The organism is Paraburkholderia caffeinilytica (genome assembly GCF_046030355.1).
In the GTDB taxonomy this organism is placed as follows: Bacteria; Pseudomonadota; Gammaproteobacteria; order Burkholderiales; family Burkholderiaceae; genus Paraburkholderia; species Paraburkholderia caffeinilytica_B.
In genome coordinates this window covers 364,928-380,701 of record NZ_JAQQCQ010000004.1, presented here as the reverse complement: position 1 = coordinate 380,701, position 15,774 = coordinate 364,928, and the positions used below count along the sequence as shown (strand labels likewise).

Below are 15,774 nucleotides of genomic sequence, written 5' to 3'. Positions count from 1 at the left end.
TCATTCGATAAACAGCGAGGCGAGCACGCGCCGCCGCCAGAATTTACGCAGATCGCCGCGCGTGACCGTGAGCGTCACCGAACCGGTGTCGCCGCACAGGGTCAGGCCGAGTTCGTCGAGCTGGCCTGACTGCAGTGCGTCCAGCGCCGGTTCGATCCAGTCGGTTTGCAACGCGGCGAAGGCGTCGTTCCAGCGTGCCCAGTCCTGCTCGATGTAGGGCGCGGAGAAGGGATCGAGTTCGATCAGCGTGGCGCGATTGGCATTGGCATTGGCATTGGCGTTTGCATTGGCGCTAGCCGCGGACGCGCCACCCGATGTGCCATTCGACGTGTTATCCGCCGCGCCGCTCGCCGCGGTAGCGGCACGGAACGCCGCAAACGACGCCGGCGCTGCCGCAGTCTCGACGCCGCAAGTCATGGCGAGGCCACGCGTTGCCGCCGCGTCGGAGAACACCCGGGCGAACGGGCTTCTGACCGGCTGCACTGCGCCCTGGGCGTGAAACCAGATCGAGTTGACGGCCGGCAGGCCACGCGCTTCGCGCGCTTCATTGACGGGATGCTCGAACCATGCCATCTGCACTTCGTTCTGCAGCTTCATCCAGGCGCGCGAACGGTCGCCGGAATGGGCCTCGTGCGGCAGCCAGATTTCGATGTTGCGACCGCTTGCGCGTAACGGCGAGGCCCCGGCCAGCGTGCCGAAGCCGTCGCCCGACAAATACCAGCGCGTGGGCTTGGGCGCTTCGATGCGCACGCCGAGTTCCTCGATCAACGGCCGGGCGACCGCCAGCAGCACGCCGGCTTCGTCGTCGGACAGGTCGAGCGAGGCGGGATCGATCAGCACCAGATGGTCGTGCGCGATGCGCACGTGTACCGGTTGCACGCAGGCCCATGTGGCGCTGCCGGGTTCGCCGCCGTCGGCGCGCAGCATGTACGGCGCGAGCGGCGCTTCGTCGGCGGCCGCCGCGCCGCTGGGCAGCGCGCCGAACTGGCGCGCCACCCAGCGCTCGTGCGGCAGCGTGCGCTGAAAATCTTCGCCGACCACCCGTTCCACCAGCGTCGCGCGGGCGATCAGCCGGTCGAGGGCCGGACTCCGGATGTCATGCAGGGCGGTGGAGGCATCGGCTGCGGCGGGCAGCGCGAAGGGCAGGAGAAGATGAAGACGGTTGGCGTGCATGATGCTGCGCATTGTAGGGCAAAGAGTGCGAGTATTCAGACCATATCGGCGGATTCGGGCAGCGCGTCCGAGCTTTGCCGATGACCCTCGCCGATGACAGCGGCCGGGCGCGGCGGCACCGCGTACATGACGAAGGAGGCTGACATGTCACGTGAACTGAAAACCGAGCAGGAGCTGCTTGGATTGGTCGTCAAGGCGCTCGACGCGAATCCGGTCACGGCCGGCTGGATTCCCACCGGATTCCACGAGACCGTCGAGGACGAAGACGGCTGCAACTGGGATATCACCCATCTGCATCGGGACCGTAAAGACGCGGAAGTGCGCGAAGTCGCGACCAGCGAGGCGGCCGGCATCATCAACGATTTGCGCCGCCGCTACAACCTGAGTTAGGGCGCGTGTCTGCAGCAAGGCAGCGGATCGGCAGGGTTGCGCCTTCAGTCTGCCGCTCCAGGCCGCGGGCAGGTGATTTGCCCGCGTCGCGCGCCCGTGCTCGACACCGACGGTGGCCCGCCGCGTCCGCCATGAGTCCCGCGTGCAAGGCCTTTGCGCGGGTTCGCGGCATTGTATGGCAAACTTCGCGCTTGATTAATGGCAGTGGCAAGCAGGCAGTGGCAGCAGCGGCGGGGCGATGGCTTCGGCGGTGCAGGGTTGGCCAGAAACACCGGGCGGCCTGGGAAGTCATGCCGGAACCATCCGGGTTGCCGCGACACCAATGATCAGGACGCTCGGGCCGCATGACAGGCGCGACAGCCACAAGCTGCCGCGGCCATGCGCAGCACAACGCCCACGGGCAGACGAAGAACGCAGAAAAGGATTCGCTTGAAATTCCCCTACGAATGGCAGATTGGCTGGCGCTACACCCGCGCCGGCAAACGCACGACCGGCAACGGCTTCATTTCTTTCATCGCGCTCGTGTCGATGTCGGGCATCGCGCTCGGCGTCGCGGCGCTGATCGTGGTGTTGTCCGTGATGAACGGTTTCCAGAAAGAGGTGCGCGACCGGATGCTGTCGGTGCTGGCGCACGTCGAAATCTTTTCGCCGACCGGGTCGATGCCCAACTGGCAATTGACCGCGCAGGAAGCACGCCAGAACAAGGAAGTGATCGGTGCGGCGCCCTATGTCGAAGCCCAGGCGCTGCTCACGCGCCAGGACGCCGTGAGCGGCGTGGCGCTGCGCGGCGTCGAACCGTCGCTCGAGCCCGAAGTGTCGGACATCGGTAAGGAAATGAAGGGCGGCAAGCTGACCGACCTGGTGCCGGGCGACTTCGGCATCGTGCTGGGCGCCGACCTCGCCACCAATCTCGGCGTGACGGTCAACGACAAGATCACGCTGGTCGCGCCCGAAGGCACGATCACGCCCGCCGGCATGCTGCCACGGCTGAAACAGTTCACGGTGGTGGGCATCTTCGAGTCGGGGCATTACGAGTACGACAGCACGCTCGCGCTGATCAACATCAAGGACGCGCAGGCGCTGTTCCGGCTAGCCGCGCCGACCGGCGTGCGGCTGCGTCTGACCGACATGCAGCGGGCGCCGGAGGTCGCGCATCAGCTGGCGCGCAGCCTGTCCGGCGATTTGTATATTCGCGACTGGACCCAGCAGAACAAGACCTGGTTCTCGGCGGTACAGATCGAAAAACGCATGATGTTCATCATCCTCACGCTGATCATCGCGGTGGCGGCGTTCAATCTGGTGTCGTCGCTGGTGATGACGGTGACCAACAAGCAGGCCGACATCGCGATTCTGCGCACGCTCGGCGCGCAGCCCGGCTCGATCATGAAGATATTCGTGGTGCAGGGCGTGACGATCGGCTTTATCGGCACGGCGACCGGCGTGGCGCTCGGCTGTCTGATTGCGTGGAGCATTCCGTGGCTCGTGCCGATGATCGAGCATCTGCTCGGCGTGCAGTTCCTGCCGCCCTCCGTGTATTTCATCAGCGAGCTGCCGTCTGAACTGATTCCCGCCGACGTCGCGCGAATCGGCATCATCGCGTTCCTGATGTCGGCGCTGGCAACCCTTTATCCGAGCTGGCGTGGTGCGAAAGTCCGTCCTGCGGAGGCACTGCGCTATGAATGACCGTTCCACCAGCCTATCCATGGTCTCTGAAGACACCGCGCTGCATCCCTACGTGCTGGAAGCAACCGGCATCTCGAAGTCGTTCGTGCAGGGCGGCCTCAACGTGCAGGTGCTGAACAACACGCAACTGAGCGTACGGCGCGGCGAAAAACTCGCGATCGTCGGCGCGTCGGGGTCCGGCAAGAGCACGCTGCTGCATGTGCTCGGCGGCCTCGACGATCCGAGCGCGGGTCACGTCTCGGTAATGGGCAAGCCCTTTACGAAGCTCTCCGAGCGCGAGCGCAACGATCTGCGCAATCGCGCACTCGGGTTCGTGTATCAGTTCCACCATCTGCTGCCGGAATTCACCGCGCTCGACAACGTCGCGATGCCGCTGCGGATTCGCCGCATGACGACCGAGGCCGCGCGGCACGAAGCGCTCGCGGTGCTGGAGCGCGTCGGCATGGGGAATCGGGCGAAGCATCGTCCGGGTGAGCTGTCGGGTGGCGAGCGGCAACGTGTCGCGATTGCGCGGGCGCTGGTGACGAAGCCCGCCTGTGTGCTCGCCGATGAACCCACCGGCAATCTGGACGGGGGCACCGCCGACACCGTGTTCAACCTGATGCTCGAACTGTCGCAAACGCTCGATACCAGCTTCGTGATCGTCACACACGATCCGGAACTGGCCGGACGCTGCGACCGGATCATGCGGTTGCGCGACGGCGTATTGCACGAAGAGCCGCCGGTGCCGGTTTAAGCACCGCGCGGAACGTGGGTGATGCTCAGCCACCTCTGTCACTAACGAGGCGCGCCATGTGGATCGATACGCACTGTCATCTCGACGCTTCGGAATTCAACGCCGATCGCGATGAAGTCGCCGCTGCGGCGCGTCGAGCCGGCGTGGGGCGTATCGTGATTCCCGCGATCGGCCGCGAGAACTTCACGACGGTGCGTGAACTCGCGCACCGCATCGACGGCGGCGCGTATGCGCTCGGCATTCATCCGCTTTTTGCGCCGGGCGCGCAGGAGCAGGATCTCGACCTGCTGCGCATGGAAATCGAGGCGTGTCTCGACGATCCGCTATTTGTCGGCATCGGCGAGATCGGCCTCGATTATTTCGTGGAAGGTCTCGACGATGCGCGGCAGCAGTTCTTCTACAACGGTCAACTTCAACTGGCGCGCGAATTCGATCTGCCGGTGATTTGCCACGTGCGCAAATCCCAGGATCAGGTGATCAAAGGGCTGCGGCGGCATCAGATCCATCGCGGCATCGCGCACGCTTTCAACGGTAGTTTTCAGCAGGCTCAGGCGTATATCGACCAGGGCATGCATCTCGGTTTCGGCGGTAATCTGACCTTCGAGCGGGCGCGCCAAATCCGCCGCCTTGCGGAGCAGCTGCCGTTCGACGCACTGGTCGTCGAGACCGACGCGCCGGACATTGCTCCTTCCTGGATGTACAAGCAGCGCAACTCGCCGGAGCAGATTCCGGCCATCGGCGCAGGTCTCGCGCAACTGCGCGGCATGACCGCCGACGAAGCCGCCCTAGGCACAACGGCTAACGCGCTCGCCGCGCTGCCGCGGCTCGCACTTTCCTCTGCATAATTGAACGCGATGGTTTGAGTGGTTCGCGCCGGGCGGAACACATGCCTGGCGGGCTTTTTGACGCCTGCTCGCTGTGCGTTGCGCCGTCCGGTGATGGCTGGTCGGAAGGGGCGGAGGGCGGATGCGGGCATGGTGGTGCGGGTTTGCGTTGGGTGTGATCGGGTTGCAGCGGCAGGCGGCGTTGCCGGATTGGCGTGGCTGGTGTGCGCTGGTGGCGCTCGGGTGCGTTGCGATTGGTGTTGCGGTGTGGGGATTGTGTTGTGGTTCTTCGCGCGAAGGGCGCGGGGATTCTTTGATCTTCTTCAGCGCACGCTTGTGTTCGGGCGTCGGCTGGGGGGCGGTGTGGATTGCGGCCTTATGTGTTGGCTTCGGCTATTCCGCCTGGCGCGCGGAAACCCGGCTCGCGGTGAGCTTGCCGAGTGCCTGGGAGGGCCGCGATATCGACGTCGCCGGCAGTATCAAGGGTCTGCCGTCGCGCGACGAAAAGGGGGCGCGTTTCCTGTTCGACGTCGAGTCGGTCGAGGCGCCGATTGCCGCTTTTCCGCGTGTGATTCAACTGTCGTGGATTGCCGAAGATGCGCCTGCGCCGTCGCTCGAACCGGGCGCGCGCTGGCGTCTGACCGTGCGGCTCAAACGCCCGCATGGCAATGCGAATTTCGGCGTGCGCGATGCCGAAGCCAGCCTGCTGGCACGCAATGTACGCGCTACCGGCTATGTGAGCGCACCGGCTCACGCCGTGCGTTTGCCGGGCCACGCGCGCGGCTTGGGTGTGACGATTGATCGCTGGCGCGCCGCGCTGCGCGAGCGCATCGACACGGTGCTCGCCGACGCGCCACATCGTGGGATAGTGGTGGCGCTAGCCATTGGCGCGCAGGACGAAGTCAGCGCGGCCGACTGGCTGTTGATGCGCGGCACGAGCACAAGTCACCTGGTGGCGATTTCCGGCTTGCATATTGGTTTTGTCGCCGGCCTGGCGGCGTGGCTCGCCGGTGCGGTGTGGCGGCGCTCGGGATTCATCGGCCGCGACTGGCCGTTGTTGCTGCCCGCGCAGATCGTCGCGGTGACGGGCGGCGCGTTGTTCGCCGGGCTGCATGCGGCGTTGGCCGGTTTCAACGTGCCGGCGCAGCGCGCGTTGTGGATGGCGGGCGTGGTGGCGCTCGCGTTCATCAGCGGCCGTAACGTCGCGCGATCGGTGGTGCTCGTGTGGGCGTTGGGTTTGGTGCTGCTGATTGATCCGTGGGCGGTGGTGTCGGCGGGATTCTGGCTATCGTTCTGTGCCGTGGCGGCGATTCTGTTCGCGATGTCGGGACGGCCCCGAGTGCAGGATCACGAGCAACGGCGTGATGACGAGGGCGAGGATGGCGTGACGCCGGCCAGGCTCGCGCGCCTATGGTCCGGGCTGGGCCGCCGCGTTCGCGCTTTCGGCGAGCGCCTGAGGAGCGCAGCCCATGTGCAGTTTGCGGTGACCATTGCGCTGGCGCCGCTTACCGTCTACTGGTTCGCGCAGATTCCGTTGATCGGCCCGCTCGCAAATGCCTTCGCAATTCCGTGGGTGAGCTTGCTGGTGACGCCGGCGGTATTGGCGGGTGTCGCGTTGCCCGCGCCAGTCGATGCCTACGCCTTTCGCGCCGCGCATACCTTGCTCGACCTGCTCGCCGCGGGCTTGCAGATGCTGTCCGGTCCGGCATGGACGCTCTGGCGGTTGCCACAGCCGGATGCGTGGACGCTAGCTGCGGCCGCGGTCGGGGTTCTCTGGTGTCTGGCGCCGCGAGGTTGGCCGCTGCGCTGGGCCGCACCGTTGTTGTGGCTGCCGCTGCTGATGCCGGCGCGGGCCGGGCCGCCGTATGGTGGCTTCCGGCTGACGGCGCTGGATATCGGTCAAGGCACCTCGGTGCTGGTGGAAACCGCGCATCACACGCTGCTGTTCGACACCGGACCGGGGCCGGAATCGACCCATGCGGGCGAACGGGTTGTCGTGCCGTTTTTGCAGGCGCATGGCGTCACGGCGCTCGATACGCTGATCATCAGCCACGCCGACTCCGACCATTCAGGCGGCGCGCCGGCTGTACTGGACGCGATCGAGGTACGTCAAATGGTGGCGGCATTGGCGCCGGCGAATCCGCTGTGGTCGAACGCAAGGCAACGCGGCGCGGATACGCTGCCCTGTGCGGCGGGGCAGCGCTGGCAGTGGGACGGTGTCGAGTTCGCGATGCTCTGGCCGGATGCCGGGCCGCTGCAAGGCAAGCCGAATGCGCATTGTTGTGTGTTGCGGGTGAGCACGTTGCCTGTTGCGGTGCAGCCGTCTGCCACGGCGAACGCGCCGATTGCGGCGAACACGTCGCTTGCGGAGCGCGGGGTGGTCACGGAGAGCATGCGGGCCGGAAATGTTCAAACAGCGCCATTACGCATGACAGCCCTGCTGACGGCTGATATCGAAGCGCCGGTCGAACGCGTCCTGCTCGCGCGCGATCGCGACGCGTTGCGCGCCCAGGTGCTGGTCGTGCCGCATCATGGGAGCAAGACCTCGTCGACCGAGCCGTTCCTCGACTCTATCGATCCGCTCATCGCGCTATTTCAGGTAGGCTATCGCAACCGGTTTCATCATCCGAATGCGGGTGTGTTCGAGCGTTACAAGGCACGGCATATCGAACTTGCGCGTAGCGATGCGGACGGCGCGGTGCGGGTCGACATCCGCCCGGATTTCAATCCGGATTCCGCCTTGAGCGTCGATCCGAACGCCGGGCCCGAGGGGCGTCGGGGAGTCAGCGCCGGAACCGGCCCGGGCCCGAACGGCGCCGCACTGACGCTCGAGCGCTATCGTGACACGCAGCGCCGCTACTGGATGGATCGCTGACGGATTGTCGGCCGCACGGATAGAACAAACGCGCCGCCGGGGCTCGGGCCTGGATGAAAAACCAGGAATCAATCCGGCGCGCTAAAACAGAACGGAGATAGCCGCAGTTGAAAAACATCATCCACTTCTCGCACGCGAACGGTTTTCCGGCGTCGACCTACCGGACGATCTTCGCCGAACTCGCCGACGACTATGAACTGCGCTCGATCGAGCGCATCGGTCACGACGCGCGTTATCCGGTCACGCAGGACTGGCCGCATCTGGTCGAGCAGTTGCTCGACGACATCGGCGGGTCGTACGAGCAGCCGGTGTGGCTGGTCGGCCATTCGCTCGGCGGCTATCTGTCGCTCATGGCCGCGCTGAAAAAGCCGCAGTGGGTGAGGGGCGTGGTGATGCTCGACTCGCCGGTCATCGCGGGTTGGCGCAGCAGCATGTTGCGCGTGTCGCAATGGACCGGCCTCGACGAGCGCCTGTCGCCGGCGGCCGCCACCCGCACGCGCCGCACGCAATGGGCGAGCCGCGACGAGGCGTGGCGGCACTTTTATTCAAAGCCGGCTTTTGCGCGCTGGGACGAGCGGATGCTGTCCGACTATATCGACTTCGGCATTCCGCAGAGCTCGCTGGATGGCGGCCGTTCGCTCGCTTTCGACCGGCGCACCGAGTATCAGATCTATAAGACCTTGCCGCATACGCTCGGCCCCCGCCTCGCGCGCGGCGCGCCGGTGCCGGTGGGATTCATCGCCGGCACGCGTTCGAAGGAGGTGCGCCAGGCGGGTCTGGAGGCTACCCGCCGCGCGACGGGCGGTCACGTCGAATGGATCGAAGGCAGCCATCTGTATCCGATGGAGAAACCGCTCGAAACCGCGCGCGCGGTACAGCGGATGCTGCGCGAACTGGAACGGCGGAGTTAAGGGCCTGCGCCGCGCCGCGCGACACACGGCGCGGCGGTCACCGGCACGGCACGCCGCTCATATATAAGAGATGCAGCCGTCGGCGAGGGCGGCGCGGCCCGCCATCGCCGCTGGTCACCGCCGTGAAAAACGGCGCATGATCGGCGAACGGCGATTGCCATCGCCATGGCACACTTTCGTGCAGATGTCGCCAGGAATTCGCTGGGTTGAGACCCTGCTTTACGGTATAATCCGTTTTTCCCGCGAGCATCCAGCGATGACCAAATATGTTTTCGTCACCGGCGGCGTAGTATCTTCCCTCGGCAAGGGTATTGCCGCCGCTTCCCTCGCCGCGATCCTCGAATCGCGCGGTCTTAGAGTCACCCTCCTCAAGCTCGATCCCTACATCAACGTCGACCCCGGCACGATGAGCCCGTTTCAACACGGCGAAGTGTTCGTAACGGAAGACGGAGCGGAGACTGACCTCGACCTTGGCCACTATGAGCGCTTCATCAGCACGAAGATGCGCAAGGCCAACAACTTCACCACAGGCCAGATTTACGAATCGGTGATCCGCAAGGAACGCCGCGGCGATTATCTCGGCAAGACGGTGCAGGTCATTCCGCACATTACCAACGAAATCCAGGCGTTCATCGAACGCGGCGCGGCTTCCGCAACGTGCGGCGAGCCGGATGTCGCGATCGTCGAAGTGGGCGGCACCGTGGGCGACATCGAATCGCTGCCGTTCCTCGAGGCCGCGCGTCAGATGAGCCTGCGCATGGGCCGCAACAGCGCGTGCTTCGTGCACCTCACGCTGGTGCCCTGGGTCGCCACCGCCGGCGAGCTGAAAACCAAGCCGACGCAACACAGCGTGCAGAAGCTGCGTGAAATCGGTATTTCGCCGCACGTGCTGCTGTGCCGCGCCGACCGCCGCATTCCGGACGACGAGCGCGCCAAGATCTCGATGTTCTCGAACGTGCCGGAAGACGCGGTGATTTCCGTGTGGGACGCCGACAGCATCTACAAGATTCCGCAGATGCTGCACGACCAGGGGCTGGACGCGATCATCTGCGAAGAGCTCAAGCTCACGCCGCAGCCGGCCGATCTGTCGATGTGGTCGAACCTCGTCGAAAAGCTCGAACATCCGCAGCACGAAGTCACGATCGGCATGGTTGGCAAGTATGTCGATCTGACCGAGTCGTACAAGTCGCTGATCGAAGCGCTGCGCCATGCGTCGATGCATACGTCGACCAAGGTCAACATCGAGTACATCGATTCGGAAGAGATCGAGACGCAAGGCGTCGAGAGCCTCAAGCATCTGGATGCGGTGCTCGTGCCGGGTGGCTTCGGCCGTCGCGGCACCGAAGGCAAGATCGCCGCGATCCGCTATGCACGCGAAGCAAAGGTGCCGTATCTCGGCATCTGCCTCGGCATGCAACTGGCTGTGATCGAATTCGCCCGCGACGTGGTCGGCCTGAAAGATGCGAACAGCACCGAGTTCGATCAGGAAACCGAAAACCGCGTGGTCGCACTGATCACCGAGTGGTACGACCGCGAAGGCAAGGTCGAGAAGCGCACCGAAGAATCGGATCTGGGCGGCACGATGCGCCTCGGTTCGCAACGTTGCCCGATCAAACCCGGCACGATGGCCGAAGAGATCTATGGCAAGGATGTGAACGAACGTCATCGTCACCGTTATGAAGTCAATAACCGCTTCGTGCCCCAGCTCGAAGCCGGTGGCCTTATCATCAGCGCCCGTACCCCGAGTGAAGATCTGCCGGAAATGATGGAATTGCCGCGCAGCATGCACCCGTGGTTCGTCGGCGTGCAGTTCCACCCGGAATTCACGTCCACGCCGCGTGACGGCCATTCGCTGTTCAAGTCGTTCGTCGAAGCGGCGCTCGCGCATCAGCAGTCGCGCACCGTGAACGAAGTCGGGGAGAAAGCATGAAACTGGGCGATTTCGAAATCGGGCTCGACAAGCCGTTTTTCCTGATCGCGGGCACCTGTGTCGTCGAATCCGAACAGATGACGATCGACACGGCAGGCCGGCTGAAGGAAATCTGCGCGAAGCTGAACATTCCGTTCATCTACAAATCGTCGTACGACAAGGCCAACCGCAGCAGCGGCAAGTCGTTCCGCGGTCTGGGCATGGACGAAGGTTTGCGCATCCTGTCGGAAGTGAAGCGTCAACTCGGTTTGCCGGTGCTGACCGATGTGCATGCCGAGCACGAGATCGAGCAGGTTGCGTCGGTGGTCGACGTCCTGCAAACGCCTGCTTTCCTGTGCCGTCAAACGGACTTCATCCATGCTTGCGCGCGTTCGGGCAAACCGGTCAACATCAAGAAAGGCCAGTTTCTCGCACCGCACGACATGAAGAACGTGATCGACAAGGCGCGTGATGCGGCGCGTGAAGCCGGTCTCTCGGAAGACCGCTTCATGGCGTGTGAGCGCGGCGTGTCGTTCGGCTATAACAATCTCGTGTCGGACATGCGGTCGCTTGCGATCATGCGCGAGACCAACGCGCCGGTCGTGTTCGACGCCACCCACTCGGTGCAGTTGCCGGGCGGGCAGGGCACGAGTTCGGGCGGTCAGCGCGAATTTGTGCCGGTGCTGGCGCGTGCCGCCGTGGCGACGGGCGTGGCGGGTCTCTTTATGGAAACCCATCCGAAGCCTTCCGAAGCCAAGTCGGACGGCCCGAACGCAGTGCCGTTGCATCGCATGGCCGACCTGCTCGAAACGCTTGTTACGCTCGATCAGGCCGTCAAGCGCGCGCCGTTCCTCGAAAGCGATTTCAACTGATTCAGGCGTTCGCGGCGTGTCACGATTGGGCTGCACAATGGGCTCGGTCGGCATCATCGGCATGTGGCGAATGCACGCAATGGTCGTCGAAAGCGTCGGGGTGTTTGTGGTGTGCCGGGGAGACCGGCGTTCTGCATGGGATTGGAGTAGAGGCTGAAGCGCTAACTCCAATCGACAGCCCCGGTGCAGTTTCACAGTAAAGAATTCAACGTCATTTCTTGAGGAAACCATGAGTGCTATCGTAGATATCATCGGTCGAGAGATTCTCGATTCGCGAGGCAACCCCACCGTCGAATGCGACGTGCTGCTCGAGTCGGGCACGATGGGCCGCGCCGCGGTGCCGTCGGGTGCGTCGACGGGCTCGCGCGAAGCGATCGAACTGCGCGACGGCGAAGCCGGCCGTTACGGCGGCAAGGGCGTGCTGAAGGCTGTCGAGCACATCAACACCGAAATCTCCGAAGCGATCATGGGCCTCGATGCTTCCGAGCAGGCCTTCCTCGACAAGACCCTGCTGGAACTCGACGGCACCGACAACAAGTCGCGCCTCGGCGCGAACGCGATGCTGGCCGTTTCGATGGCTGTCGCGAAGGCCGCTGCTGAAGAAGCCGGCCTGCCGCTGTACCGCTACTTCGGCGGATCGGGCGCGATGCAACTGCCGGTGCCGATGATGAACATCGTCAACGGCGGCGCGCATGCGAACAACAGCCTGGACATCCAGGAATTCATGATCGTGCCGGTCAGCCAGCCGACCTTCCGCGAAGCACTGCGTTGCGGCGCTGAAGTGTTCCACGCGCTGAAGAAAATCCTGAGCGACCGTGGCATGAGCACGGCCGTGGGCGACGAAGGCGGCTTCGCGCCGAACTTCGGCAGCAATGACGAATGCCTGTCGACCATCCTGCAAGCCATCGAAAAGGCTGGCTACCGCGCAGGTGAAGACGTGCTGCTCGCGCTCGACTGCGCAGCCAGCGAGTTCTACCACGACGGCAAGTACCAGCTGGCGGGCGAAGGTCTGCAACTGTCGTCGAGCGAATTCGCCGACTACCTGGCGAACCTGGCCGACAAGTTCCCGATCGTGTCGATCGAAGACGGCATGCACGAAGGCGACTGGGCCGGCTGGAAGATCCTGACCGACAAGCTCGGCAAGAAGATCCAGCTGGTGGGCGACGATCTGTTCGTCACCAACACGCGCATTCTGAAGGAAGGCATCGAGAAGGGCATCGCCAACTCGATCCTGATCAAGATCAACCAGATCGGTACGCTGACGGAAACCTTCGCGGCGATCGAAATGGCAAAGCGCGCCGGTTATACGGCCGTGATCTCGCACCGCTCGGGTGAAACCGAAGATTCGACGATTGCGGACATCGCGGTCGGCCTGAACGCCGGTCAGATCAAGACGGGTTCGCTGTCGCGTTCGGATCGCATCTCGAAGTACAACCAGTTGCTGCGCATCGAAGAAGACCTCGGTGATATCGCCAGCTACCCGGGCAAGTCGGCGTTCTACAATCTGCGCTAAATGACTTGTTCGCTAGCGCTGACCGATGAACCGGTTACCTTTCGTTTCTGATTGACCCCGCCGCCCTGCGTATAGCGCAGGGCGGCGTGTATTTATTGTGCTTACTTCATGCGGCTTGTCACTGCTGTCCTGATCGTTCTGCTGGCGCTGATCCAGTACCCGCTCTGGTGGGGGCACGGCGGCTGGTTACGCGTGCATGAGTTGCAGCAGCAACTGGCGCAGCAACTGCAGAAGAACACTGATTCGAAGCTGCGCAACGAGCGTATCCAGGGCGAGGTCCAGGATTTGCAGACCGGTACGGCCGCGGTGGAAGAGCGGGCGCGTTATGAAATGGGCATGGTGAAAGACAGCGAAGTGTTCGTGCAGTTTGTCGCGCCGAACGCGCCGTTGCCAAACGCCAATACGCCTTCGGTCACCACGTCGACGCGCGGTGAGGTGTCTGCAGCGCCGCTGCACGTGGTGCCGAATCCGGAGTCGCGCGCGAAGCCGGATCGTAAGCATGGCGGGAAGACGGTCAAGGACAAGAAGACCACGCACTGAGTTTATTGAGGCTGGTTGAGCTCGCAACAAACGAACGCGAAGCAAAACGCGGGAGCGAACGTAAGAGCGAACACCAAAGCGCGTAGAAAGATGCAAAAAAGCCACCGGTGAGGTGGCTTTTTCATTGACGCTGCTAAGCATCCCTTGATCGTTAGATCGCCGGGCCTCTCTGTGAGTGCCCGCTTAGGCTTACCAGCCCCAGTACGGTGAGTAACCTACGCCGACTCCCGTACCCCAGCCGTGCCCCCAACCGCCGCCGTAATAACTGCCGTACACGCTAACGGGCGGCGAGTAATAGCGTGAATACGCTTGAGCCGCGTTCTCGGCGGCAATGGCCTGATTCTGATCGGACAGCACCTGACGATCGATCGCATCGTAGCGCTCGCGTTCTTCCGGCGTGAGCGGCCGGGCGGCACTGGCGGTGCCTGACTGGTCGGCCGGTAGCCGGCTATAAATCGGCGACGGCCCCGGTGGGTCCATCACGCAGCCCGTCAGCACGGCGCTGCCGGCTATGACCGCCAGCACGGTAAGCGAGCGCACGCAATGCTTCAACGAAGTAGGGTGGTTCATTTTTGATCTCCATTGATCGGATGCCTAAGCAAACCATGCGCAGCGCGCACCGTCCACGATCCAACGCAATGATCGACGATAACGCGCCGCCTCAGCCCTGAAAAGGCCGCGGCCGGCACGTCAATTTTACTGCCGTAATTTACTGCTGTAACACAGGCGCAATGGGCCGCCACCTGGCTGCTTCAGTGCCGCTGGTCGGCCGCCGGCGTCACACCTTGTGAGAGCGCATTGGCGACAAAAAGTTGCGCGACGTCGACCGGATCGAATTCGTACCGCTGGTTACAGAATTCGCAATGAATTTCGACGTGACCGCGTTCTTCGATCACGCCGTCTACTTCCTCGCGGCCCAGCATCTTCAGCATGGCGCCGACTTTTTCGCGCGAACAGCTGCATTCGAAGCGCGTTGTGGCCGGTTCGAAATGCTGCACGTTCTCCTGCCAGAACAGACGGCGGAAAATCGTGGCCGGTTCCTCCTTCAGCAGCTCATCTTGTGACATGGTGCCGCCGAGCGTGCAGACGCGCTCCCACGTGTCCGCATCCAGATCGCCCGGATGCGGGACAATGCCGCCGTCTCCCGGCAGCTTTTGCAACAGCATGCCAACTGCGCGCTCGGTGTTCGCCGCGAGCCACAGGCGCGTGTCGAGCTGCTCCGAGTGATGCATGTAGTGCTCGAGCACTTCGGACATCGACTTGAGCGGGCCGTCCACACCCGAGAGCGGCACGATACTTTGATACGGCTGCTGGCCGGGCTGCTTGTCGCGCGGGTCGAGCGTGATCACGCAACGGCCATGGCCGCTCGCGTTGACCAGTTCGATCATGGAGGTGGTGTCGTCGATCGTATTGCCTGCTTCACCGGAAAGCTTGGCGGTGGCGCGCATCGACAGGTCGGAGCTGCACTGCACCACCAGCATCTTGGCCGGGCCGTCGCCGAAAATCTGCATGACAAGCGTGCCGTCGAACTTGAGGTTCGCCGAAAGCAGCGCGCACGCAGCCATCATTTCGCCCAGAATCGTCCGGACGGGCGCCGGATAGTCCCGGCGCGTCAGCACTTCCTGCCACGTATTGCGCAGCGAAACGATCTCGCCGCGCACCGGCGCCGCACTGAACATGAATTTTTGCAACTGGTCGCTCACAACTTTTCCTCGGTCGAATGACGCAGCCTGATGCTGCGCCGTGCGCGCCGCGCGCCCGGCTGACTAGCCGATGCGCACGAGCTGCGCCTTGAAATATTCGCGGCGCTCGGCATAACTTGCCGTGCCGCGCTGCATATTGGCGATATCCGTCTCGGTCAGTTCGCGCACCACTTTGGCGGGCGCGCCGAGAATCAGCGAATTGTCGGGAAACACTTTGCCTTCAGTGACGATGGCGCCCGCTCCGACCAGACAGTTGCGGCCGATTACCGCTCCATTCAAGACCACGGCCTGAATTCCGATCAGCGAGCCTTCCTTGATCGTGCAGCCGTGCAGCATGACCTGGTGGCCGATCGTCACATTCGGCTCGATCGTCAGCGGGAAGCCCGGGTCGGTGTGCAGCACCGCGTTTTCCTGCACGTTGCTGCCGGCGCCGAGCGTGATCGGCTCGTTGTCGCCGCGCAGCGTCGCGCCGAACCAGACGCTCGAATTTTCCTCGAGCGTCACATTGCCGATAATGTTCGCTGAATCCGCGACGAACACGCTTTCATGGATGGTCGGGGCTGCTTCGCCAAGCTTGTAAATTGTCACGCTGTCTCCTCTTGATCGGTCGCTGCGCGTTGTGCGGGCGGGCTAGGGGTGTAAAAC

The 15,774-nt window shown here is 63.6% G+C and carries 14 protein-coding genes; 10 read left to right on the top strand and 4 right to left on the bottom strand.

Annotated elements, in window-relative coordinates; all coding sequences use genetic code 11:
- Positions 1-1,185, bottom strand: coding sequence for a regulator (locus PQQ95_RS08690; RefSeq protein WP_408436837.1), 1,185 nt, complete (start codon positions 1,183-1,185; stop codon positions 1-3).
- 132 nt (positions 1,186-1,317) lie between these two features.
- Between PQQ95_RS08690 and PQQ95_RS08685 the strand changes: the two genes are divergently transcribed.
- From PQQ95_RS08685 to ftsB, 10 genes are all read left to right on the top strand, one after another.
- A complete protein-coding gene (locus PQQ95_RS08685) occupies positions 1,318-1,563 on the top strand; it encodes a hypothetical protein (protein WP_408436835.1) in 246 nt (81 codons plus the stop codon).
- A 429-nt stretch (positions 1,564-1,992) separates the two neighbouring features.
- Complete coding sequence (locus tag PQQ95_RS08680; protein ID WP_175053676.1) at positions 1,993-3,246, top strand: lipoprotein-releasing ABC transporter permease subunit; 1,254 nt, start codon at positions 1,993-1,995, stop codon at positions 3,244-3,246.
- A complete protein-coding gene (gene lolD, locus PQQ95_RS08675; RefSeq protein WP_408436834.1) occupies positions 3,239-3,982 on the top strand; it encodes a lipoprotein-releasing ABC transporter ATP-binding protein LolD in 744 nt (247 codons plus the stop codon). The genes PQQ95_RS08680 and lolD overlap by 8 nt, the downstream gene beginning before the upstream one ends.
- Before the next feature lie 56 nt (positions 3,983-4,038).
- Complete coding sequence (locus tag PQQ95_RS08670; RefSeq protein WP_408436833.1) at positions 4,039-4,827, top strand: TatD family hydrolase; 789 nt, start codon at positions 4,039-4,041, stop codon at positions 4,825-4,827.
- A gap of 121 nt (positions 4,828-4,948) precedes the next feature.
- On the top strand, positions 4,949-7,681 hold the full coding sequence (locus tag PQQ95_RS08665; protein WP_408436831.1) for a DNA internalization-related competence protein ComEC/Rec2: 2,733 nt from the start codon (positions 4,949-4,951) through the stop codon (positions 7,679-7,681).
- Between the two features lie 107 nt (positions 7,682-7,788).
- Positions 7,789-8,592: an alpha/beta fold hydrolase gene (locus PQQ95_RS08660; protein ID WP_408436830.1), complete on the top strand. Its 804-nt coding sequence runs from the start codon at positions 7,789-7,791 to the stop codon at positions 8,590-8,592.
- A gap of 256 nt (positions 8,593-8,848) precedes the next feature.
- Entirely contained in the window at positions 8,849-10,522 is a 1,674-nt protein-coding gene (gene pyrG, locus PQQ95_RS08655) for a CTP synthase (RefSeq protein WP_408436828.1), read from the top strand.
- Positions 10,519-11,373: a 3-deoxy-8-phosphooctulonate synthase gene (kdsA, locus tag PQQ95_RS08650; RefSeq protein WP_097389693.1), complete on the top strand. Its 855-nt coding sequence runs from the start codon at positions 10,519-10,521 to the stop codon at positions 11,371-11,373. The genes pyrG and kdsA overlap by 4 nt, the downstream gene beginning before the upstream one ends.
- A gap of 229 nt (positions 11,374-11,602) precedes the next feature.
- The gene (eno, locus tag PQQ95_RS08645) at positions 11,603-12,886 is read left to right on the top strand and encodes a phosphopyruvate hydratase (RefSeq protein ID WP_408436826.1); all 1,284 of its coding nucleotides are present in this window, start codon (positions 11,603-11,605) and stop codon (positions 12,884-12,886) included.
- A 108-nt stretch (positions 12,887-12,994) separates the two neighbouring features.
- Positions 12,995-13,426 (top strand): cell division protein FtsB, encoded by a 432-nt coding sequence (gene ftsB, locus PQQ95_RS08640; protein ID WP_408436825.1) that lies wholly within the window; start codon positions 12,995-12,997, stop codon positions 13,424-13,426.
- Between the two features lie 189 nt (positions 13,427-13,615).
- On the opposite strand, the gene PQQ95_RS08635 is transcribed toward ftsB, so the two are convergent.
- The 3 genes from PQQ95_RS08635 to PQQ95_RS08625 all read right to left on the bottom strand — a co-directional run bounded on the left by PQQ95_RS08635 (position 13,616) and on the right by PQQ95_RS08625 (position 15,717).
- Positions 13,616-13,996, bottom strand: coding sequence for a hypothetical protein (locus PQQ95_RS08635; RefSeq protein WP_408436823.1), 381 nt, complete (start codon positions 13,994-13,996; stop codon positions 13,616-13,618).
- A 182-nt stretch (positions 13,997-14,178) separates the two neighbouring features.
- Positions 14,179-15,129, bottom strand: coding sequence for an Hsp33 family molecular chaperone HslO (gene hslO / locus PQQ95_RS08630; protein WP_408436822.1), 951 nt, complete (start codon positions 15,127-15,129; stop codon positions 14,179-14,181).
- A gap of 63 nt (positions 15,130-15,192) precedes the next feature.
- Entirely contained in the window at positions 15,193-15,717 is a 525-nt protein-coding gene (locus tag PQQ95_RS08625; RefSeq protein WP_172173977.1) for a gamma carbonic anhydrase family protein, read from the bottom strand.
- Positions 15,718-15,774 lie beyond the last annotated feature (57 nt).